Origin of the sequence: Lelliottia sp. RWM.1 (genome assembly GCF_016859735.1) — a bacterium.
Taxonomy (GTDB): Bacteria; Pseudomonadota; Gammaproteobacteria; order Enterobacterales; family Enterobacteriaceae; genus Enterobacter.
Window position 1 is genome coordinate 76,472 of sequence record NZ_WLVC01000012.1, and the last position, 21,588, is coordinate 98,059.

The 21,588-nt window shown below is 52.4% G+C and carries 19 protein-coding genes; 9 read left to right on the top strand and 10 right to left on the bottom strand.

From position 1 onward, the window contains the following. Position 1: 1 nt before the first annotated feature. Complete coding sequence (gene arnB, locus GF617_RS11635; RefSeq protein ID WP_203451716.1) at positions 2–1,141, bottom strand: UDP-4-amino-4-deoxy-L-arabinose aminotransferase; 1,140 nt, start codon at positions 1,139–1,141, stop codon at positions 2–4. Positions 1,142–1,579: 438 nt separating this feature from the next. Beyond that, on the bottom strand, positions 1,580–2,086 hold the full coding sequence (locus GF617_RS11640) for a phenolic acid decarboxylase (RefSeq protein ID WP_181621264.1): 507 nt from the start codon (positions 2,084–2,086) through the stop codon (positions 1,580–1,582). A gap of 99 nt (positions 2,087–2,185) precedes the next feature. Between GF617_RS11640 and GF617_RS11645 the strand changes: the two genes are divergently transcribed. The 3 genes from GF617_RS11645 to GF617_RS11655 all read left to right on the top strand — a co-directional run bounded on the left by GF617_RS11645 (position 2,186) and on the right by GF617_RS11655 (position 4,671). Next, positions 2,186–3,067: a LysR family transcriptional regulator gene (locus GF617_RS11645; protein ID WP_203451717.1), complete on the top strand. Its 882-nt coding sequence runs from the start codon at positions 2,186–2,188 to the stop codon at positions 3,065–3,067. Between the two features lie 33 nt (positions 3,068–3,100). Further along, on the top strand, positions 3,101–3,895 hold the full coding sequence (locus GF617_RS11650; protein WP_203451718.1) for an SDR family NAD(P)-dependent oxidoreductase: 795 nt from the start codon (positions 3,101–3,103) through the stop codon (positions 3,893–3,895). Between the two features lie 107 nt (positions 3,896–4,002). Continuing rightward, positions 4,003–4,671: an HAD family hydrolase gene (locus GF617_RS11655; protein WP_181621268.1), complete on the top strand. Its 669-nt coding sequence runs from the start codon at positions 4,003–4,005 to the stop codon at positions 4,669–4,671. Between the two features lie 41 nt (positions 4,672–4,712). Here GF617_RS11655 and GF617_RS11660 read toward each other — a convergent pair whose 3' ends face one another. Beyond that, positions 4,713–5,738 carry a TerC/Alx family metal homeostasis membrane protein gene (locus GF617_RS11660; RefSeq protein WP_203451719.1) on the bottom strand — a complete coding sequence of 342 codons (1,026 nt, stop codon included), beginning with the start codon at positions 5,736–5,738 and terminating at the stop codon, positions 4,713–4,715. Between the two features lie 98 nt (positions 5,739–5,836). Further along, a complete protein-coding gene (locus tag GF617_RS11665) occupies positions 5,837–7,036 on the bottom strand; it encodes an NAD(P)/FAD-dependent oxidoreductase (protein WP_203451720.1) in 1,200 nt (399 codons plus the stop codon). Positions 7,037–7,264: 228 nt separating this feature from the next. On the opposite strand from GF617_RS11665, the gene pitA reads away from it, so the two are divergent. Then, positions 7,265–8,767 carry an inorganic phosphate transporter PitA gene (gene pitA / locus GF617_RS11670; RefSeq protein ID WP_181621279.1) on the top strand — a complete coding sequence of 501 codons (1,503 nt, stop codon included), beginning with the start codon at positions 7,265–7,267 and terminating at the stop codon, positions 8,765–8,767. 58 nt (positions 8,768–8,825) lie between these two features. On the opposite strand, the gene uspB is transcribed toward pitA, so the two are convergent. Continuing rightward, positions 8,826–9,161: a universal stress protein UspB gene (gene uspB, locus GF617_RS11675; RefSeq protein ID WP_181621280.1), complete on the bottom strand. Its 336-nt coding sequence runs from the start codon at positions 9,159–9,161 to the stop codon at positions 8,826–8,828. 284 nt (positions 9,162–9,445) lie between these two features. Between uspB and uspA the strand changes: the two genes are divergently transcribed. Further along, positions 9,446–9,883, top strand: coding sequence for a universal stress protein UspA (uspA, locus tag GF617_RS11680; protein WP_003861223.1), 438 nt, complete (start codon positions 9,446–9,448; stop codon positions 9,881–9,883). 54 nt (positions 9,884–9,937) lie between these two features. Here uspA and rsmJ read toward each other — a convergent pair whose 3' ends face one another. The 3 genes from rsmJ to GF617_RS11695 form a co-directional block, all read right to left on the bottom strand. Further along, complete coding sequence (gene rsmJ, locus GF617_RS11685; RefSeq protein WP_181621282.1) at positions 9,938–10,690, bottom strand: 16S rRNA (guanine(1516)-N(2))-methyltransferase RsmJ; 753 nt, start codon at positions 10,688–10,690, stop codon at positions 9,938–9,940. A 7-nt stretch (positions 10,691–10,697) separates the two neighbouring features. Next, the gene (gene prlC / locus GF617_RS11690) at positions 10,698–12,740 is read right to left on the bottom strand and encodes an oligopeptidase A (RefSeq protein WP_181621284.1); all 2,043 of its coding nucleotides are present in this window, start codon (positions 12,738–12,740) and stop codon (positions 10,698–10,700) included. Positions 12,741–12,886: 146 nt separating this feature from the next. Further along, entirely contained in the window at positions 12,887–14,158 is a 1,272-nt protein-coding gene (locus GF617_RS11695; RefSeq protein ID WP_181621285.1) for a phosphatase PAP2 family protein, read from the bottom strand. Between the two features lie 193 nt (positions 14,159–14,351). On the opposite strand from GF617_RS11695, the gene GF617_RS11700 reads away from it, so the two are divergent. Together GF617_RS11700 and gorA are read left to right on the top strand one after the other, a co-directional pair. After that, positions 14,352–15,194 (top strand): 23S rRNA (adenine(2030)-N(6))-methyltransferase RlmJ, encoded by an 843-nt coding sequence (locus tag GF617_RS11700; protein ID WP_181621286.1) that lies wholly within the window; start codon positions 14,352–14,354, stop codon positions 15,192–15,194. A gap of 71 nt (positions 15,195–15,265) precedes the next feature. Further along, the gene (gene gorA / locus GF617_RS11705; RefSeq protein WP_203451721.1) at positions 15,266–16,618 is read left to right on the top strand and encodes a glutathione-disulfide reductase; all 1,353 of its coding nucleotides are present in this window, start codon (positions 15,266–15,268) and stop codon (positions 16,616–16,618) included. 19 nt (positions 16,619–16,637) lie between these two features. Here gorA and GF617_RS11710 read toward each other — a convergent pair whose 3' ends face one another. Further along, on the bottom strand, positions 16,638–17,141 hold the full coding sequence (locus GF617_RS11710) for a pentapeptide repeat-containing protein (protein ID WP_239006436.1): 504 nt from the start codon (positions 17,139–17,141) through the stop codon (positions 16,638–16,640). Positions 17,142–17,231: 90 nt separating this feature from the next. Here GF617_RS11710 and GF617_RS11715 point away from each other — a divergent pair, with 90 nt between their 5' ends. Both GF617_RS11715 and GF617_RS11720 read left to right on the top strand, forming a co-directional pair. Continuing rightward, positions 17,232–17,951: a hypothetical protein gene (locus GF617_RS11715; RefSeq protein WP_181621288.1), complete on the top strand. Its 720-nt coding sequence runs from the start codon at positions 17,232–17,234 to the stop codon at positions 17,949–17,951. 249 nt (positions 17,952–18,200) lie between these two features. After that, on the top strand, positions 18,201–19,850 hold the full coding sequence (locus tag GF617_RS11720) for an alpha,alpha-trehalase (RefSeq protein WP_203451724.1): 1,650 nt from the start codon (positions 18,201–18,203) through the stop codon (positions 19,848–19,850). 37 nt (positions 19,851–19,887) lie between these two features. Here GF617_RS11720 and GF617_RS11725 read toward each other — a convergent pair whose 3' ends face one another. After that, the gene (locus GF617_RS11725; RefSeq protein ID WP_181621289.1) at positions 19,888–21,477 is read right to left on the bottom strand and encodes an STY4199 family HEPN domain-containing protein; all 1,590 of its coding nucleotides are present in this window, start codon (positions 21,475–21,477) and stop codon (positions 19,888–19,890) included. Positions 21,478–21,588 lie beyond the last annotated feature (111 nt).

A 21,588-nucleotide genomic window follows, 5' to 3' on the forward strand; every position in this document is an offset into this window, starting at 1 on the left:
ATCAATGTCCTGCAAGTTGATGGAGCGCGGTAATGACGCGGGTTGTGTCGTCATGGGTCATGTCCGGGAAAAGGGGGAGAGAACAGATACGCGCGCTATTCCATTCGGAGTTCGGGAGCGATACATCCGGAAAACGCTCGCGGTAGTATTTTTGAGTGTGTGCGGCACGGAAATGCAGACCCGTACCAATACCTTTCTCTTTCAGTGCAGCCATCAGCGCATCACGCGTGAGTCCACACTGTGCTTCATCGACACGAATAATGAAAAGATGCCAGGCATGCACATGCGGCCACGCAGGAATGCGCAACGGCTGGAACGGGGTATCGGAAAGCTCCAGCAGATAGCGGTCGGCAATTTCGCGACGGCGCTTGTTGGCTTCGCTCAGTTTGCCCAGTTGAACCAGTGCCAGCGCGGCATTGATATCAGCAAGGTTGTACTTAAAGCCTGGCGAAATCACTTCTGCCTGAGGAGCACGTCCATGGGTCTGACGATCGTAGGCATCCACACCCAGTCCGTGGAATTTCAGGCTACGTATCCGTTGTGCCAGTTGCTCATCATCCGTCACCACTAACCCGCCTTCGGCACAGGTCATGTTTTTGATGGCATGGAAAGAAAAAATAGCCGTACCTTGCCAGCCCACATGATGAGCGTTGTAGTAGGTTCCCGCAGCGTGTGCCGCATCCTCAACAACAGGAATGCCGTGACGCTCGCCAATCGTGCGGATCGCGTCAATATCGCAAGGTGCGCCAGCATAATGCACAGGCACAATCGCTTTAGTGCGTGGCGTAATAGCCGCTTCTACCATTTCTGGCGTGACCATCAACGTATCGCGATCGACATCGATCATCACGGGCGTCGCCCCCAACAAGACGATCATGTTGAGCGTCGATACCCATGTCATAGAGGGCGTAATGACTTCATCGCCAGGACCAATCCCCAGCGCCATCAGCGTGACATGCATACCCGCGGTAGCAGAACTGACGGCAATGGCATGACGGTTCCCCGTCAGTGCACAGAATGCTTCTTCAAGCGCCTGATTCTTTGGCCCTGTCGTGATCCAACCTGACATCAGAACGTCCTGAAGCGCCGTAATTTCCTCAACGCCCATCGACGGTCGCGAAAAAGGCAGAAAATCACTCATTATTAATTTCCTTGCTGTATTAAAGGCGTCATCTTTTTACTGCGCTGTCGTAATGGGCAGCTCAATGGGATCTTGCAAGATGGTTTTTAAATAAAGACCAAATAAAATCTAGTCGTTGCTTCATTTATGTCAACAAACCATCAACTAAAGCAAAGTAGCGTTCTTTTCTTAGGAAAAAATTAAGACATAAATAAAGCGCGATGAAACAGGCAAACCGAGGAGACTAAAAAATCGTTGAACAACATAAAGATAGGTGAAGGTGCTATTTTTTTGAATTTTTTGTGACTATGCTCACGGCATATTAAGGATATATTTCATTTTATTACCGTGAAAATAATAAGAAAAGTAAATGAATAATCAACCGATATAAAAATACAGGGGATTTCAGCTGAAAGCCGTAATCCCCTGGGAACTTTTTAATAATGTGAATTGTCGCGCTTAGCGAAGATTAGCAGGGAAATCATCGGGCAATTCGCTGGCAGCACAGGCAATCACATTATCGTTGTTAGCCCCGCAATCACGGACAAATGTAATGGTCGCAAATTCATCAATGACTTCAGTCGGATACGCTGGACCCGCATCACGATAAGCATTCATCAGAGGAATATGCTCGTTCTGGAAACAGACGGTTTTTTCAGGATTATTGATGACCCAGCGTGGGAAGAAAATTGTCCCATGAAACAATTTATCACCCAGGTTCACGATCAGACTGACATCAGTACCCGTCGGCTCAGTCCAGGAAATCTTATAGATACTCTCCCCAACCCGCACAATATAAGCCTGCTGGTCCTTCACCCAACGGTTTGCCACGATGCCGCTGTGGATGCGGTAATCCAGCGTGGTGTCATTTTTTACGTAAATCTCATAGTTCCAGCCATTATCGTAGGTATACACCAGGTGTTTGCCCACAAAGCCGCTTAAATCATGTTTGTCGAAGGTGTTCATAACGGGTCTCCTCTGTTTTGATGAAACGATCGTACCCCTTCAAAAAATGAATGAATAACGCTATGTTTGAATCAAATTCATTCAAATTTTAGATGTGTTATGCATAAGACAACGCTGGAACAATGGTCACTGCTGGAAAAGGTCGTCACCCTTGGCAGCTTCGCAAAAGCTGCCGAAGAGAGTAACCGAAGCCAGTCTTCCGTGAGTTACAACCTGTCGCTGTTGCAGGAGCGTCTGGGCGTGGCGCTGCTGGTCCCGGAGGGACGCCGGGCGGTATTGACCCCTGCCGGGAAATTACTGCTCAACCAGGTCAAACCGCTGCTCAACGCCTTTTCTTATGTCGAAACCCGCGCCGCCACACTGCGCAGTGGCATGCGCACGCAACTGGATCTGGTTGTCGACAGCATTTTCCCGCGTCGCCGCCTGTTCGCTATTTTGCGTCAGTTTCAGCAACGGTATCCGCAAACGCAGGTGCGGCTGACTGAAGTGCTGGAAAACGCCAGTTCAGAGCCGATTAATAACGAGGCCGATGTAATGGTGCTGACCCGCCGTCAGGACATCACCGGCTTGGGTGAATGGCTTATGAATATCGACTTTGTCGCCGTCGCCCATCGCGATCATCCCCTGTTCACCCTTGATACGCCGCTTAACGACGAACTGCTGCGCCCGTGGCCATTGATTCAAATTGCAGGTAGTGCTCCTGCCGCGCGTCAGGCCGGTGAATCATGGACATTTTCGACGATCGATGCCGCTATCGAAGCGGTGATGTTCCAGGTGGGGTATGGCTGGCTACCCGAAGAACGTATTCAAACGCAACTGGAGCAGGGCATTCTTAAAACATTGCCTTTGAGCCACGGTATCCGACGAGCTACTCCGCTGCACCTGATTGTTAAGCGATCGCTCACCCCACTGGATGAGCAGGTTGAAACACTACTCCGCCTTTTTAGCCAACCTCAGGATCCGTCAACTGCTACGCTTTAAGGTCTGAACTTTGAAAACGACAAGGAGCCGATCATGAAAATCGATTTTACGGGAAAAGTGGCACTGGTCACCGCCTCCACTGGCGGCATTGGCTTTGCTATCGCCAGAGGGTTGGCTGAAAGTGGTGCTGAGGTGATTATCAACGGACGCAGCACAGAATCCGTGAACAAGGGGATACAGCAGTTGCAGCAGGCTGTGCCTGGCGTTCAGGTCCGCGCGGCGGTGGCCGATCTCAGCTCGCCAGAAGGGGTTGATTCCCTCCTGAAGGTGGCGGCGAATGTCGACATTCTGGTCAACAACGCCGGGATCTACGGACCGCAGGATTTCTACGCCACAGACGATGAAACCTGGGAGCGCTACTGGCAAACCAACGTCATGTCAGGTGTGCGCCTCTCCCGCGCCCTGCTACCCGGCATGGTGCAAAAAGGCTGGGGCCGCGTGGTATTTATTTCATCGGAGTCAGCCCGCAATATTCCGGCAGACATGATCCACTATGGTGTGACCAAAACGGCACAGCTCTCTCTGGCACGCGGACTGGCAAAATTCGTGGCCGGAAGCGGCGTAACGGTTAACAGCGTGCTACCCGGCCCGACAATGTCCGATGGATTCGCACAGATGATGAAGGACGAGGTCGAAAAAACCGGTAAATCACTTGAGCAACTGGCGAAGGAGTTTGTCATGGCGAACCGTCCAGGCTCGGTTATCCAGCGCGCCGCCACGGTTGAAGAGGTCGCTAATATGGTGGTGTATGTCTGTTCAACTCAGGCTTCTGCCACCTCCGGTGCGGCCTTGCGTGTCGACGGCGGTGTCGTGGATGACATCATCTGACCGGGCTTGCCCACAAGTTCGATAAAAAAACGCGCGCGATATAAGGACTGTAGAGGTAAAGCAGGTAAACTAATGCGCAGAATGTGTATTTCAGCTAAGACGTATCTATGACCAATATGATTGCCGATGAGGCAGTGGCAAAATCCAGAGTGCTCTCTGTCTTTGACTTTGATGGAACCCTGACGCACCACGACAGCTTTATCCCTTTCCTGCGTTTTGCCTTTGGTAAACGCTACTTCGCGGGTCGTCTGGTCCGTATGGCGTTACCGACCATCCGTTGCGTACGCCGGAAGCTGACGCGTGATGAGCTGAAAGAAGTGCTGATCAAAACCTTCCTCACTGGCGTAGATGAACATTGGCTGCGTCAGCAGGCGGAAGCGTTTTGCGAGAAAAACTGGACAAAACTGATGCGCCCGGCAGGTGTTCTGGCGGTGGCGGCAGAGGTTAACTCCGGCGCGGAAGTGACGATTTGTTCTGCGTCTCCGGCACTGGTGTTACAGCCGTGGGCCGATAAGCTCGGGATTAAGTTGATTGGTACGCAACTGGAAGTGAAAAACGGCAAGCTGACCGGGCATATTACCGGCCATAACTGCCGTTGTGCTCAGAAAGTGGCAAGGCTGGAAAAAGTGTATGGCGATCTGAACGATTACCACCTTCGTGCCTGGGGCGATACCCGTGGCGACCACGAACTGCTGGCGGCGGCGCAAGATCCACACTGGCGACACTTCCATCATCCGCGTAAGCGCCGGAACTCACCGATTAAGCGTGAAGTGTGATCTATGGCCCTCTCCCTGTGGGAGAGGGCGAAAGCATGACATCAGGCTTCTCGTTTCCCAGGGAAGAACACGCTCGTAATAATCCCAAGAGCCAGTACACCCAAAACCACAAACAAACTCGCCGTGGCGGAGATGCTGTAACCGTGATGCCAGAAGTGGTCTGTCGCATTCAGCCCAAGCTTAAACGCCACAAAGAACAGCAGCAGAACCACCGCTTTTTCCAGATGCACCAGATACTGTTTCAGCGCCTCCAGTACAAAGTAGAGCGTACGCAGGCCGAGGATCGCAAACATCATGGCACTATAGATAATCAACGGTTCACGGCTAACGGCAATAATGGCCGGAACAGAGTCAAACGCGAACATCACATCGGAAAGTTCAACCACGGCCACACAGAGTAATAATGGCGTCGCGTAGCGTTTCGCCTTCTTCACTCGCCCCACCATCACATCCTGGTTTTCCGGCTTTTCGAGTTCGGCATCAACCTCTTTCTGGCTAAGAATGAACGCATGGCTGCTAATTTTCGGCCAGACAGGGTAAAAACGTTTCACCAGCCGATAGGCCAGGTGGCCGGAGTAATCTTCGACTTCATCACTCTCTTCGTTGCGTTTCAGCATCATCACCGCCGTCCAGCCAACAACCAGGGCAAAGATCACTTCAACATACGGCCCCAGACTCAATAAGCTGGTCCCAATGGCAACAAAGATACCGCGGAAGACAATCGCCCCCAGCACCCCCCAGTACAGCACGCGGTGGCGGTACTTATCCGGCACGCCGAACCAGGCGAAGATCGCCATCATCACAAACAGGTTATCGACGGAAAGCACCTCTTCCAGCGCATAACCCGTAAGGAACAGGCTCGCCATTTCCGCGCCGTGGTGCACATAGAGGAATCCGGCGAAAGCCATCGCCATCATGACCCAGAAAATGGACCACATCGCCGCACTTTTCAGCGAAATGGGCTTATCGTGACGGTGCATGAAGAGGTCGATAAACATCGCCCCAACGGCCATTACCACAAAGACAACAACGGTTTCCGTTGGGAAACCGAGATGAGCAGCAGACATACACAACCCTTTTTGAAAACAAAGACACTAACCATGCTGACTGGCATAAACCAGTAATGAAAAGAGTGGACCGTTTTGCGTCTTACCACTCAAAAAAATCAAACATTCTTTTCAGCCAGCGCCTGCGCGCATGCCCAGGCACTCGCCCATGCCCACTGGAAGTTATATCCCCCCAGCCAGCCGGTGACATCCATCACCTCACCAATAAAGTAGAGCCCCGGCACGTTACGTGCTTCCATAGTACGTGACGAAAGTTCATGCGTATCCACGCCGCCAAGGGTGACTTCCGCCGTGCGATAGCCTTCTGTCCCATTAGGCTGTACACGCCAGTTGGTCAGGGTATCAACCAGCGCATGCTGGTCGCGATTATTGAGCTGTTTAAGCGAGACATCAGGGATCTGTCCCAGAAGCTGCAAGCACTCCACCAGTCGTTTCGGCAACTGCATTGCCAGGGTGTTTTTCAGACTCTGATTCGGGTGCGCGGTGCGTTGTTCGTCAAGGAAGCTCTCCAGGTCACACTCAGGGACTAAATTCACCGTCACAAACTCGCCCGGCTGCCAGTAACTGGAGATTTGCAGTACCGCAGGCCCGGAGAGACCACGATGCGTAAAAAGAAGATTTTCACGGAATACGGTTCCATCCTCCGCCGTAATAACGGAAGGAACAGAGACGCCAGACAGGGTCTGTAACTGTTCAAGTAGCGGCTTGTGCAGGGTAAAGGGGACAAGACCCGCACGCGTTGGCAATACTTTTAGGCCAAACTGTTCAGCAATCTTGTAGCCAAAAGGCGACGCGCCCAGACCCGGCATCGACAAGCCACCGCTGGCAATGACCAGATTATCCGTACTGAGGGTGTCACCGTTGAGCTGCAACGTGTAGCCTTGACCGTCTTTTGTCACGTCGAGCACTTCCGTGCGCAAACGCATCACCACACCACCTTTCTCACACTCAGCCACCAGCATATCGACAATCTGCTGTGCCGAGTCATCGCAAAAAAGCTGGCCCAGCGTTTTTTCATGCCATGCAATACCGTGTTTGCCCACCAGGTCAATAAAGTCCCATTGGGTGTAACGCGCCAGAGCAGATTTGCAGAAATGGCGGTTCTGGCTCAGGTAGGCGGCGGGTTCCACATACAGGTTTGTGAAGTTGCAGCGCCCTCCGCCAGACATCAGGATCTTGCGGCCTGGTTTTTTACCATTATCCAGCAACAGCACTCGACGACCCGCCTGTCCGGCCATTGCCGCACAGAACATACCCGCCGCACCGGCACCAATTACAACGGCATCAAACCTTTCCACGTCAAAATCCTCTTCGTTAACTGCCGCGGATTGTAAAGTTTCCGCTGTGGTCACACCAGCGTAAATAAATATTACAAAGCCATTTCATTGAAATTTAAAGAATAACCTCTCAGGCACAATTCCCAAATCAGGTGGTATATCAAAAAAAGTCTATATTTCACTTTGCCCGTTGCGCATTTGTCCTGGATAATGCGCCGCGTTCATGTCCTCAAAATGGCGTAACGTCCTATGCTACATTTGTTTGCCGGCCTGGATTTACATACCGGGCTTTTACTATTGCTTGCTCTGGTGTTTGTACTGTTTTACGAAGCTATCAATGGCTTCCACGACACTGCAAACGCAGTAGCAACGGTTATCTACACTCGCGCAATGCGATCGCAGGTTGCGGTCGTTATGGCGGCGGTATTTAACTTTTTTGGTGTTCTCCTGGGCGGACTGAGCGTTGCTTATGCCATCGTGCATATGCTGCCAACGGATCTGCTGCTTAATGTTAGTTCTGGCCATGGCCTCGCTATGGTGTTCTCAATGCTGCTTGCTGCAATTATCTGGAACCTCGGTACCTGGTATTTCGGCCTGCCTGCATCCAGTTCTCACACGCTCATCGGTGCAATTATCGGTATTGGGTTAACAAACGCCCTGATGACCGGTACATCTGTCGTTGATGCGCTTAACATCCCGAAAGTGCTGGGGATCTTTGCTTCACTGATCGTCTCCCCTATCGTGGGCCTGGTCGTTGCCGGTGGGTTAATCTTCCTCCTGCGCCGTTACTGGAGCGGAACGAAAAAACGCGCCCGTATTCACCTGACTCCGGCTGAGCGTGAGAAGAAAGACGGTAAGAAAAAACCGCCATTCTGGACACGTATCGCACTGATCCTTTCCGCTATCGGCGTGGCATTCTCTCATGGTGCAAACGACGGTCAGAAAGGCATTGGTCTGGTCATGCTGGTGTTGATCGGTGTTGCGCCCGCTGGCTTCGTGGTTAACATGAATGCCTCCGGTTACGAAATCACCCGTACCCGTGATGCCGTGAACAACGTCGAGGTCTACTTCCAGCAACATCCTGAGCTGCTGAAGAAAGTGACGGGCGTTGACCAGTTGCTGCCGTCCCCGGCCACCACCACGACAACTGCGCCAGGCGAGTTCCACTGCCATCCGGCAAATGCCATTAATGCGCTGGAACGCGCTAAAGGGATGCTGGGCGACATCGAAAGCTACGACAAGCTCACCGTTGAACAGCGCGGTCAGTTGCGTCGTATCATGCTCTGCATCTCTGACGTGACGGACAAAGTCGCGAAGCAGCCTGAAGTGAATGCTGATGACCAGCGTCTGCTGAAGAAACTGAAAAGCGATATGCTCAATACCATTGAGTACGCGCCAATCTGGATCATCATGGCTGTCGCATTGGCTCTGGGTATCGGTACGATGATTGGCTGGCGTCGCGTCGCCACCACCATCGGTGAGAAGATTGGTAAGAAAGGCATGACGTATGCGCAGGGTATGTCCGCGCAGATGACAGCCGCCGTTTCTATCGGTCTGGCAAGCTACACCGGTATGCCAGTATCCACCACTCACGTTCTTTCCTCGTCCGTCGCCGGTACGATGATTGTTGACGGTGGTGGTCTCCAACGCAAAACCGTGACCAACATCCTGATGGCCTGGGTGTTTACGCTCCCGGCATCCATTTTGCTTTCTGGTGGTCTCTACTGGATTTCACTGCATATCATCCGATAGGCAGTGCACGCGAAATGTGAAAAGCGGGTCAGGAAACTGACCCGCTTTTTTTATGTGCTCAGTGCCAAATCATCAATGCAACCATACTCACCACAACCAGGCCACACAGGGCACTGGTCAAAATGAACTGACGACGCAGGCGCTCACAGCGACGAATAAACTCTTCATCATGATGATCACGATAACGCTGGGCGTAGATATACCACACCAGACGCATCTGTTTGCTGGGCTGTCCATGCGAGGTGAAGAAGCCTCCACCATCCACATACTGATAAAGCAACGGATCGCAACCACGAAGTACTACTAACAGCGCACGTAACGATGAGAAGTAGCGCGCCATATTCACTATGCAAACCACACATAACGCCCAAAACAATGCGACGGTGCTAACCATACTTCCTCCCCGGCGTCCGCCCACGAAGCAATGCTTCGGGACTACCGCACCCCAATGCCCTGACAGACAGTTCAGTGAAGAATGACTCAAAAGTCGATCGGCATCTCATTTTAATATCCGAGCGACTCATTAAATAGTGTAGGAGATCCGTTAATTTTTTTGCCACAAGGTTAATCGTTATCAACACCAAAGCTTGAAAAATTTGTTCAACTGGGCCGTAATAAAAGCAGATAGACGACGGCTTAACTGAATGGTCATCGATAACTTAAGGAAGGAGTAACACTATGGCTTACAAACACATTCTCATCGCGGTAGACCTCTCCCCAGAGAGCAAAGTGCTGGTTGATAAAGCGGTATCCATGGCGCGCCCGTACAATGCGAAAGTTTCGCTGATTCACGTTGACGTGAATTACTCCGATCTCTATACCGGCCTGATCGATGTGAATCTTGGCGATATGCAGAAACGTATTTCCGAAGAAACCCACCATGCGCTAAGCGAACTGTCCACCAACGCAGGCTACCCTATCACTGAGACTCTGAGTGGTAGTGGCGATCTGGGTCAGGTACTGGTCGATGCGATTAAGAAATACGATATGGATCTGGTGGTTTGCGGCCATCACCAGGACTTCTGGAGCAAGCTGATGTCCTCAGCGCGTCAGCTTATCAACACCGTACACGTTGATATGCTGATTGTTCCGCTGCGTGACGAAGAAGACGAGTAAGTATTTCCCCACCTCCTCTCCCGCCGGGAGAGGAGGTGAAAACATCAGACTGCACTATTCCGCTGTGCCCGAATAAATATCAAATCTGTGCCCTTTCGTGACCACTGCGTTGGTCGTCGCGACTTCCGCCAACGGTGGCGCATAATCCGGGCGCTTCACCACAACACGCTTTGTTGCCAGCAAGCGAGCAGGCTCCAGCAGCCCATCAGCGTCTAAATCCGGTCCCACCAGCGACTGAAACACACGCATCTCTTTTTTGACCAGCGCACTTTTCTGCTTATGCGGGAACATCGGGTCAAGATAGACCACCTGCGGGCGCGGCGTAATGTCCGTCAGCGCCGTCAGACTGGAGGCATGAATCAGCTGCAAACGCTCTTGCAACCACGGACCAATTTCCGGGTCCGCGTAACCGCGCGCTAGCCCGTCATCGAGCAAAGCGGCCACAACCGGATTTCGCTCCAGCATCCGCACGCGGCAACCCACGGACGCCAGCACGAACGCATCGCGCCCCAGTCCCGCCGTGGCGTCGACCACATCCGGTAAATAGCTCCCTTTGATCCCCACAGCTTTGGCAACGGCTTCACCGCGGCCACCGCCGAACTTGCGTCGGTGCGCCATCGTCCCGCCAACAAAATCAACAAAAATGCCGCCAAGCTTAGGCTCATCACGCTTACGCAGTTCGAGATGCTCCGGCGTCATCACCAGCGCCATCAGGTTCTCTGGGTCATGTTCCAGCCCCCATCGGGCGGCCAGAACAGATAAGGCGCCGTCTCCGGCGCCTGTTTCATCGACTAAGCAGATCTTCACGTAGCAATCAGCCTTTAATCCCGTAATGCTCCAACATCGCATCCAGCTGTGGCTCGCGGCCCCGGAAACGTTTGAACAGAACCATTGGCTCTTCAGACCCTCCGCGCGTCAGGATGCTGTCCAGGAACGACTGACCGGTTTCACGGTTGAAGATCCCTTCTTCTTCGAAGCGCGAGAAGGCATCTGCCGCCAGCACATCAGCCCACAGGTAGCTGTAGTAACCTGCTGCATAGCCCCCCGCAAAGATATGGCTGAAAGCGTGCGGGAAACGTCCCCAGGCAGGACCAGGAATAAGCGCTACCTGCTTTTTAATCTCGGCCAGCGTTTCGAGGATTTTCGCCCCCTGCTCCGGGCTAAATTCCGCATGCAGGCGGAAGTCGAACAGTCCGAACTCCAGTTGACGCAGAATAAACATCGCCGCCTGGTAGTTTTTCGCCGCCAGCATTTTATCCAGCAGCTCTTTCGGCAGCGGCTCACCCGTTTCGTAATGACCGGAGATAAACGCCAGCGCGTCCGGCTCCCAGCACCAGTTTTCCATAAACTGGCTCGGCAGTTCGACCGCATCCCACGGCACACCGCTGATACCGGCAACGCCAGCGGTTTCAATACGGGTCAGCATGTGGTGCAGACCGTGACCAAATTCGTGGAACAGGGTGATCACTTCGTCGTGAGTGAACAGCGCAGGTTTGCCGTTTACCGGACGGTTGAAGTTACAGGTCAGGTACGCAACCGGTTTTTGCAGTGAACCATCGGCTTTACGCATCTGGCCCACGCAGTCGTCCATCCACGCCCCACCGCGTTTATTTTCGCGCGCATAGAGGTCGAGATAGAAGCTACCGCGCAGTTCATTCTTGTCGTCATACAGCTCGAAGAAACGCACGTCAGGATGCCAGACGTCGATATCTTTACGCTCTTTAGCCGTAATGCCGTAGATACGTTTTACCACTTCAAACAGACCATTAACGGCTTTGTTTTCCGGGAAATATGGACGCAGTTGTTCATCGCTGATGCTGTACAGGTGCTGTTTCTGTTTTTCACTGTAGTACGCGATATCCCACGGCTGAAGCTCATCAACACCGAATTCTGCTTTCGCAAAGGCGCGCAGTTGTGCCAGCTCTTTTTCGCCCTGAGGACGCGCACGTTTTGCCAGATCGGTTAAGAAATCGAGCACCTGCTGCGGGTTTTCCGCCATTTTGGTGGCAAGAGACTTATAGGCATAACTTTCAAAGCCCAGTAGTTGCGCCAGTTCATGACGTAGCGCGAGGATTTCGGCCATGACCGGGCTGTTGTCCCATTTGCCTGCATTCGGCCCCTGATCCGAGGCACGAGTGCTGTAAGCGCGATAGAGCTCTTCACGCAGAGCCTGATTATCGCAGTAGGTCATCACAGGCAGGTAGCTTGGGATATCCAGAGTTAACAGGAAACCTTCCTGCTCTTTCGCTTCAGCCTGCGCTTTTGCCGCCGCCAGTGCGCTTTCTGGCATCCCCGCCAGCTCAGCTTCATCACTAATCAGTTTTGACCAGCCCATGGTGGCATCAAGCACGTTATTACTGTACTGGTTGCCCAGTTCAGACAGACGCGCCGCAATTTCACCGTAGCGGACCTGTTTCTCTTTTGGCAGGCCAATACCGGACAGCTCAAAATCACGCAGTGCGTTATCAACCGATTTTTTCTGTGCCGTATTCATCGCTGCATAGTGATCGCCATCGCGCAGATCACGGTACGCCTGGTACAGCCCTTCATGTTGGCCGACCCAGGTGCTGTATTCAGACAGCAGCGGCAGCGTTTGTTCGTAGGCTTCTCGCAGTTCCGGGCTGTTTTGCACCGAGTTCAGGTGGCTGACTGGAGAGAAAATTCGCCCCAGCACATCGTCCACTTCAGCAAGCGGCTGACACAGGTTTTCCCAGGTATACGGCGCCCCCTGGGCCACCACACTTTCTACCGCCGCACGGCAGTTATCCAGCGCCTGGGTTACAGCGGGGACAACATGCTCAGGGAGGATTTTAGAAAAAGGCGGCAAGGAAAAAGGCGTCAGTAATGGATTGGTCATAAGCGCTGTCCTGTTGAAAAAGGTGAATGAAGCGCGCATCCGGCGCTGTGCATATTGGTTCTAGAATGGGGTTAAGTGTAGATAATTTCAATGGTGAGCGCGGTGAATTACGCCCGGCAGCATTGCACATACCGGGCGCAAAGGCGTTAACGGGCGTGATGTCCGAGTGCATAGGCTGCAGGCAGGTTAAGACGTTGCCAGAACTGCTGTTCAGCCGTATCGCCCGACAACGGATAACCGGCAGGCAATGCGGTTTTCACCATCAACGCCTGACGCTGGGCAACAGACAGGTTTGGCAGCGCGGCCTTCAGCAGAACATCAGCACCTTCAGGAACCGTAAGATTCTGTTTTTCACCTTTCTGCTGCGGCAAATCGTAGGTCATCGTGAAACGGTAGAAAGCCTGCATGGCCGGGTCACGATAGGGATCGTCTTTTCCATTTGTCTTCGCGCAATCAGCAAGGGACATGCCGCACTCTTTTTCCAGCGCAGTACGTAACTGATCGCGGGCCTCATTAAACAGCGTGCGGTATTTCGCGTCGTTCAGGTAGTGGGCAACATTGCGTTGTGCCACCATCCGCGAGCCCATGACATCCAGCGGATAATGCACGCCGAGCACAATCCGTGAATAACCATAGCGTGCGCCTCGCGTCACCAGCGCATCAAACCGCTCCGGGATCATCTCGGCCATCAGCAGTGCATCGGTATAGCCGGTATTGGTATGTCCGCTCGGGAATGAACCACCGTCAGCGGTGTACGGATGATTATCTTTCACCACCACATCATCCGGCACAAGGTGGATCGTGTTGCCCTGAATCAGGAATGGGCGAGGATTATTGAAATGTTTCTTCGCCTCGCTGGTACTCACTTCCGAGGCTTTAATCAGTGCAGCCGCTTTCCCCAGTTCACCTTTATCGTAAGCCGTCAGGAAGGCTTTACCCAAACGTGGCCCCAACGCATCACTGAGGAAATAGAGATAGTTAATCCCTTCCGCATCTGCCAGGGCCTGATGACGGCTTGTCTGAACAGCGTCACGGTTAATCACCGTTACCGTTTCCAGATTGTCCTGAATCACCGTTTTGGGTAGCGAACTAAAGGCTGAAAGTAGCGCGATGCCAGCCTGCTGGTTCTCTTTCGTCTGGAAATCATAGCCACTGGCCTTCAGCCAGGCTTTATCGGCCTGCGTTTTGGTCTGTTTAGCATGTTCAAGCGCCTCACGCGTCAGCGTTGACGCGTTGCCCTTCAGTGCGTCACGAAGTTGCGCCAGCGCCTGGCTCTCTAGCGTATCAAACGCCATGCTTTCCGCCGCTGGCGTTACGCTGTTAGCGATCGCCGCCGCCTGATTAACCGGAACCTCTTTCGCCAGAACCGGCAACGCCAGCATCAGTGCAGATGTCAGGAGTGTTATTTTCAGCTTCATTATTTTTCCTTTTATTCAAACAATTACCTTGCCTGACTGCGACGCTAGCCCCGCTGGTTGACACTTTTATGACACGGTTATGTTTTGCAACGCTTTTGCGGCAATTGAAACAGCACGGCGCTTTAGCGGTAATCTGGGCGGATCTACGGTAAACTACCGCTTAACTTGTTTACTTCCCGGAATCTCTGCATCCATGCTCAGTTATCGCCACAGCTTTCACGCAGGCAACCACGCCGACGTCCTCAAACACACCGTTCAGAGCCTGATTATTGAAGCGCTCAAAGAGAAAGATAAACCGTTTCTCTACCTGGACACGCACGCCGGCGCGGGCCGTTATCAACTGAGCGGCGAGCACGCTGAACGCACGGGAGAGTACCTCGAAGGCATCGCACGTATCTGGCAGCAGGATGACTTACCTGCCGAGCTGGAGCCATACATCAATGTGGTCAATCACTTCAACCGCAGCGGTCAGCTACGCTACTACCCAGGTTCTCCACTGATTGCGCGCCAGCTTTTGCGCGAGCAGGACAGCCTTCAGCTCACCGAGCTGCACCCGAGCGATTTCCCGCTGCTGCGTTCTGAATTCCAGAAAGATAGCCGCGCCCGAGTGGAAAAAGCAGACGGCTATCAGCAGCTGAAATCCAAACTGCCACCGGTTTCCCGCCGTGGTTTGGTTTTGATCGACCCGCCATACGAAATCAAAACCGACTACCAGGCGGTAGTGACCGGCATCCATGAAGGCTACAAACGCTTTGCTACGGGGACATATGCTTTGTGGTATCCGGTGGTCCTGCGTGCGCAAATCAAACGCATGATCAAAGACCTGGAAGCCACTGGCATTCGTAAGATCCTGCAAATTGAACTGGCCGTGCGCCCGGACAGCGACCAGCGTGGCATGACCGCCTCCGGTATGATTGTGATCAACCCACCGTGGAAGCTCGAAGCGCAAATGAACAACGTGCTGCCATGGCTGCACAAAACGCTGGTTCCGAACGGAATTGGCCATGCGACAGTAAGCTGGATCGTGCCAGAGTAATCACAGTCATCGGTGGAACCTATTGATTTCAGGTATACAATCGCGGCAATTAACGATTAAGGATAAAGGCTATGACTAAGCATTATGACTACATCGCTATCGGTGGCGGCAGCGGCGGTATCGCCTCGATCAACCGTGCAGCCATGTACGGCCAGAAATGTGCACTGATTGAAGCCAAAGAACTTGGTGGCACATGTGTGAACGTGGGCTGTGTGCCGAAAAAAGTGATGTGGCATGCCGCGCAAATCCGTGAGGCTATCCATCTGTATGGCCCGGACTACGGCTTTGACACCACGATCAATCATTTCGACTGGGACAAGTTGATCGCCAGCCGTACCGCCTACATCGACCGCATTCATACCTCGTACGACAACGTGCTGGGTAAAAATAATGTGGATGTGGTCCGTGGCTTTGCCCGCTTTGTCGATGCCAGAACGATCGAAGTTAATGGTGAGACGATCACCGCCGATCATATCCTGATCGCGACCGGTGGCCGTCCAGTCCACCCGGCCATTCCAGGCGCAGAATACGGTATCGACTCGGACGGTTTCTTCGAACTGCCCGCGTTGCCAAAACGTGTTGCGATTGTTGGCGCAGGCTACATCGCCGTTGAGCTGGCTGGCGTGATTAATGGCCTGGGCGCTGAAGCGCATCTGTTTGTCCGCAAACATGCCCCGCTGCGCAGCTTTGACCCGCTGATTGTCGATACGCTGGTTGAGGTGATGAACGCTGAAGGCCCAACCCTGCATACCCACGCCGTACCAAAAGCCATTGTGAAAAATGCCGATGACAGCCTGACGCTTGAGCTGGAAGATGGCCGTAGCCAGACCGTAGATTGCCTGATCTGGGCGATTGGTCGTGAACCGGCAAATGATAACTTCAACCTGGCCGTGACAGGCGTGAAGACCAATGACAAAGGCTATATCGTTGTCGATAAATTCCAGAACACCAGCGTGCCGGGTATTTATGCGGTTGGCGATAACACCGGAGCCGTTGAACTGACACCCGTAGCGGTTGCTGCGGGCCGTCGCCTGTCAGAACGTCTGTTCAACAATAAGCCGGATGAGCATCTGGATTACAGCAACATCCCGACCGTCGTGTTCAGCCATCCACCGATTGGCACTGTGGGTTTAACCGAGCCTCAGGCACGCGAACAGTATGGCGACGACCAGGTCAAAGTGTACAAATCGGCCTTTACCGCAATGTACACCGCGGTCACTTCTCATCGTCAGCCGTGCCGTATGAAGCTGGTTTGCGTTGGCCCGGATGAGAAGATTGTCGGTATTCACGGTATTGGTTTTGGTATGGATGAGATCCTGCAAGGCTTTGCTGTGGCACTGAAGATGGGCGCAACCAAGAAAGACTTTGATAATACCGTGGCGATCCACCCAACTGCGGCAGAAGAGTTTGTGACCATGCGTTAATTACGCATGAGAACTGGCGTCAGGCAATCAGCATTTGCCCGACGCCAGTACACTCATCAAAAACAAACATCCTCCTGTGCATACTCATCAAACGCATTCCTGCCACCTGGCAACGCCGTAAAATAATCGGTTTTGTAATCACTGAATGTGAGAAACACACATTACGCATATCACAATTCTCGAAAACGATATTCTCAAGGTAACAGCGATTGAGCGTGAAGTTTGAAAATTGAATATGACGAAACAGGCTTTCGCGGATATTACTGCGAAAAATAATGGCTTTTATCTCTTTATCCTGAACGGTAAGTCCGGCTAATTGCCGATATTCTATTAATCCATTGAAGTCTGATATAGTATTTTTCTGTTCAGGCACAGGGTGTAAAGACAAAGGCATAGCGCCCTGACGCGTCGCGTTAAGGTTCATAAGGGTTTCCAGAGTTGTGTTGTCATCAGAGCAGATGACCTGAGTGAGCCCCTTTAATGCCTCAAAGCATAACGCCAAAACAACCGAGATTTTGTCCATTTATTTGCAGAGTTGTGCTGCAAAATAAAAGCGTAAAGAGACAAAATACTTAAATAGAAAATAAAATAATTTTACTTAGGTTGATATTCCATGCCAAAAAGCAAAAGTAAAAACTGTGTTCTGGTTATCGAATCACCGTGGGGACTGGATGATTACGATGCCAACCGTTCATCCGTTGTACCGTTTATTCAGGGGATCGCAAAAATGCAGGGCGATACCGAAGTCTATTTCCTGAATTTCTACAATAAAAAGAGTTTTGACATTGCCCTTGAGTGTCTGTGCCGCCAGAGATTTGAAAACACCATCGTTTATGTCGCAGCACATGGCAGCGAAACACATATCGGCGATGTCTCCCTTATCGATATTCTGTTCGCCGTTAATCAGAAATCCCGCGAGTTCAATATCAAAGGTCTGATGCTGGGGTCGTGTTTTGCAGGCACCAAAACACATCTGATGCAGGGATTTACTCAGGACAGTAATCTGTGCTGGTGCGCGGGCTATTCCTCCTCATGCGAGTGGCTGACAGGCACGATGATCGATTGTGCAATCATCCACAAAGCACTCAATATCAAGAAAGCTCACTATAAAAACCGCGAGAAGATGCAGCTCGCCTTTGCATCGGCCATATCGCCTTTCGCCGCGAATGCTGTGATTGGTCAAAATACGGATGATGAAAACGTACCGCTGCACGAATCGTTGCAATTTGTCATTCAACCGGAAGGTAAAGGTTTTCACGCGCTGCCCTCATCCGAAGCAATTTTCAGACGCGCACTGGACTGGCATATCGAAGAAGAGGACGCTGAAGCCTGATTTTCAGACTCCAATTCACACTCTGTTGCAAAGCGAATGATCCGAATTTGACCACGCCAGATCGCTGCTGAAAATGATATTTATCGCAGTAAAAACAGAAACCTGTATTCAGCAGCGACGATGACGCCTCATCCGTAAATGTGATCAGGCGCACATTTCCATCCCCACACACCGAAGCGAATGACTACGCTTAACAGACACCCGGAAAAACCTGTCTTTGTGAACATACAACCGGAGGTCTTTATCGCCATGTTCAGCCAGAAACTACACGCTGCAGACACCGTCGAATTCGAGATCGCGGAAGAGCTTCGCTACGAGACCGATCCCTGCGAGTTGAAACTGGATGAAATGATCGAGGCGGAGCCGGAGCCCGAAATGATTGAGGGGCTACCTGCTTCTGACGCGCTCACACCTGCCGATCGCTATCTTGAACTGTTTGAACATGTTCAGTCATCTCGATTGTTCGCCGATAGCAAAACCTTCCCCGACTGTGCGCCCAAAATGGACCCGCTGGATATTCTGATCCGCTACCGTAAAGTTAAACGCCATCCGGATTTTAACCTGCGACAATTCGTGGAGAACCATTTCTGGTTGCCGGAAACTTACAGTACAGAGTATGTCTCCGACCCTGGTCTGTCGCTCAAAGAGCACATTGACAGCCTGTGGCCCGTGTTGACGCGCGAACCGCAGGATCATATTCCCTGGTCGTCACTGCTGGCGCTGCCGCAGGCCTACATTGTGCCCGGCGGGCGTTTCAGTGAAACCTACTACTGGGATTCTTACTTCACTATGCTGGGGCTGGCAGAGAGTGGCCGTAACGACCTGCTGAAATGCATGGCGGACAACTTCGCCTGGATGATCGAACGGTATGGGCACATCCCTAACGGGAATCGCACCTACTATCTGAGCCGCTCCCAGCCGCCCGTTTTCGCGCTGATGGTTGAACTGTTTGAAGAGGACGGTGTGCGCGGTGCTCGGCGTTATCTTGATCATCTACTGATGGAATATGCCTTCTGGATGGATGGCGCAGAATCACTGGTGCTAAATCAGGCCTACCGCCATGTCGTGCGACTGCCTGATGGGTCACTCCTTAACCGCTACTGGGACGACCGCGATACTCCGCGCGACGAGTCGTGGATTGAAGATGTTGAAACCGCTAAACACTCCGGGCGTCCGGCAAATGAGGTATACCGTGATCTCCGCGCCGGTGCGGCATCAGGCTGGGACTACTCTTCCCGCTGGCTGCGCGATGCCGGACGTCTTGCCAGTATTCGTACCACGCAGTTTATCCCGATCGATTTGAATGCGTTCCTGTATAAGCTCGAAAGCACCATCGCCAATCTCTCCGGCCTGAAAGGGGATAAAGAGGCAGAAGCCCGTTTCCGGCAAAAAGCGCACGACCGCCGTGCAGCAGTGAACCGATATCTGTGGGATGACGAGAGCGGCTGCTATCGCGATTACGACTGGCGACGCGAAGAGATGGGGTTGTTCTCAGCGGCCAGCATTGTGCCCCTGTACGTCGATATGGCAACCCATGAACAGGCAGACAGACTGGCTGACACCGTAAAAGCACGCCTGCTGACGCCGGGCGGCATCTTAGCAACCGAACATGAAACCGGAGAACAGTGGGATAAACCTAACGGCTGGGCCCCATTGCAATGGATGGCGGTTCAGGGATTCAAGCGCTATGGCAATGATTCGCTGGGTGACGAAATAGCCCATAGCTGGCTGCAAACCGTCAACCATTTCTATAAGAAGCACCACAAGTTAATCGAAAAGTACCATATTGCCAGCAGCACACCGCGCGAAGGCGGCGGCGGTGAGTATCCACTGCAGGATGGTTTCGGCTGGACGAACGGCGTGGTGAGGCGGTTGATTGGATTGTATGGGGAACCTTAAAGTGCGTCCCTCTCCCGTATCAGAAGAGAGGGAGCGCTTAGCGAATCACATCATAAATAGCGGTCTGGATAGACTGCCACTTTTTCGTGTTTTCATCTGGCTGCGATTGCGCGCGGCGTTTCGCCATGTCCGCGTCATGCTGCTGTCGTTTGACCACCGCAGGTACAGTACAAAAAGCCTGTAAATACTGCTTACGCATTGACGTTAATGATTCGCCATTGGACATCGCGTGACTAAGGGTGTTGATAAAACGGCGGCACGGCTTCTCTTCCACCATCTGAAGCCGATAACGCAACAGAATTTCCAGCACGTCATCATCGCCTGCCGACATCGCCTCTTCGGTCCATGACATCTTCCAGTCCATACCACCTTGCAAAAACAGCAGGGCTACGCGGGTATCGTTACGGTTGATAGCCGAGCGAAAATTATTCTCATCCCAGGTGACGCCCATGCGCGTGAGAGTTTCGCGTGAAGACGGTGCTTCTCGCATTTCCTTAGGCTCCGGCCTGACCTCTACGGTGGCATTCACTTGCGCAGGTTTGCTGCTGGTTACCAGCCAGAATCCTCCGACCACAATAGCAATAACCATCAGGCCAACCGCGCCCCAGAGCGCACCTGAGATGAGCTGTTCGCGCTGTTCAGGCGTTCGAGGCGCACGCTGGGTCGGCTTTTCAATCGTGTCACGAACTTCAAAGAGATCGCCACCGGTTATGCGATCCATTTTCTGCGCGTTTTCCCAAAAGGCATGCAGTTCACTCGCATCGACGGCCATTAATCCTGCCGGATTGATACGCGTCCGCCCTTCTTCAAACGCACGCTGAACAGGCTGGGTAATTTGCGCATAGTAATTATCCAGTAGCAGTATCTGCGCTGAACTTAGGGGCTGTTGCACGGTAATACAGTTGCGGATTTGCCGGATGTCATCCAGGAAGGTTTGTAACGTTTTTCGCGGTTCAACCAGCAGCGTCAGCATCATCGGGTCGCTAAACAATGACGAGTAATACCGACTGAACTCTTTTTTATCCACCACCATCAGTGCCAGCTCGCTAAACAACATTCCGCTGAGCACGTCGTTGATTTCACCCAGTTTCAACCAGCGGCGCACGCGGTCTGCATTGAACAACGTTTTCAGATGGTTATTCAGTCGTACCGGGTCGGGCCATGCCTGCAAAACCAGTCCTTTAATCATCAGTTCAATTGCGCGAACCTGCTTATGGGCCTGCTGCTGCTGAATATCGTTACCCGGTGCAACTTCGGTGCTGTACATTAAAAGCGGCTGTCGCAGACGCAGGTGTTCGAGTGATGTCACGAAACGCATGGCAGCAATAAGCTGGTTTTCACTCACATCCTGACCGCTTTCGTACTGCGGTACACGCTGCTGCAACAAACGCAGTTGCAAAGTGAAATCGGACATTTCAGCGTCATTCAGGTTGAGCTGCTTCGCCACAGCGGCCCATCCGCCCAAACCTAAGCGAGCATTATCCAGTTGCTCCAGAAACCAGCGAGGATCTTTTCCTTCAGAAACATGCACATTGAGGAGAAGCAAAATCTCCACAGACGCCTGACGAATAACCGCCAGGCAGTGTTCAAACTGAGCGCGGATGTGGTGTGATGTGCTGAGAGCCATTGTTTTCCTTCAAAGCCAGCGAAGACATCGGTATTGGCCACATATGGACCGTTTTTCTTTTTATTTATACGAAGTTAAACCATAACCGAGTTTCTGTTCAAATACAGTGAC

Coding starts and splice junctions, on each gene's coding strand:
- pitA (WP_181621279.1), top strand. CDS start 7,265: ATGCTACATTTGTTTGCCGGCCTGGATTTACATACCGGGCTTTTACTA.
- GF617_RS11650 (WP_203451718.1), top strand. CDS start 3,101: ATGAAAATCGATTTTACGGGAAAAGTGGCACTGGTCACCGCCTCCACT.
- GF617_RS11695 (WP_181621285.1), bottom strand. CDS start 14,158: ATGAAGCTGAAAATAACACTCCTGACATCTGCACTGATGCTGGCGTTG.
- gorA (WP_203451721.1), top strand. CDS start 15,266: ATGACTAAGCATTATGACTACATCGCTATCGGTGGCGGCAGCGGCGGT.
- GF617_RS11700 (WP_181621286.1), top strand. CDS start 14,352: ATGCTCAGTTATCGCCACAGCTTTCACGCAGGCAACCACGCCGACGTC.
- arnB (WP_203451716.1), bottom strand. CDS start 1,141: ATGAGTGATTTTCTGCCTTTTTCGCGACCGTCGATGGGCGTTGAGGAA.
- GF617_RS11660 (WP_203451719.1), bottom strand. CDS start 5,738: ATGTCTGCTGCTCATCTCGGTTTCCCAACGGAAACCGTTGTTGTCTTT.
- GF617_RS11710 (WP_239006436.1), bottom strand. CDS start 17,141: ATGGACAAAATCTCGGTTGTTTTGGCGTTATGCTTTGAGGCATTAAAG.
- uspA (WP_003861223.1), top strand. CDS start 9,446: ATGGCTTACAAACACATTCTCATCGCGGTAGACCTCTCCCCAGAGAGC.
- GF617_RS11720 (WP_203451724.1), top strand. CDS start 18,201: ATGTTCAGCCAGAAACTACACGCTGCAGACACCGTCGAATTCGAGATC.
- prlC (WP_181621284.1), bottom strand. CDS start 12,740: ATGACCAATCCATTACTGACGCCTTTTTCCTTGCCGCCTTTTTCTAAA.
- GF617_RS11715 (WP_181621288.1), top strand. CDS start 17,232: ATGCCAAAAAGCAAAAGTAAAAACTGTGTTCTGGTTATCGAATCACCG.
- GF617_RS11725 (WP_181621289.1), bottom strand. CDS start 21,477: ATGGCTCTCAGCACATCACACCACATCCGCGCTCAGTTTGAACACTGC.
- GF617_RS11645 (WP_203451717.1), top strand. CDS start 2,186: ATGCATAAGACAACGCTGGAACAATGGTCACTGCTGGAAAAGGTCGTC.
- GF617_RS11655 (WP_181621268.1), top strand. CDS start 4,003: ATGACCAATATGATTGCCGATGAGGCAGTGGCAAAATCCAGAGTGCTC.
- GF617_RS11640 (WP_181621264.1), bottom strand. CDS start 2,086: ATGAACACCTTCGACAAACATGATTTAAGCGGCTTTGTGGGCAAACAC.
- uspB (WP_181621280.1), bottom strand. CDS start 9,161: ATGGTTAGCACCGTCGCATTGTTTTGGGCGTTATGTGTGGTTTGCATA.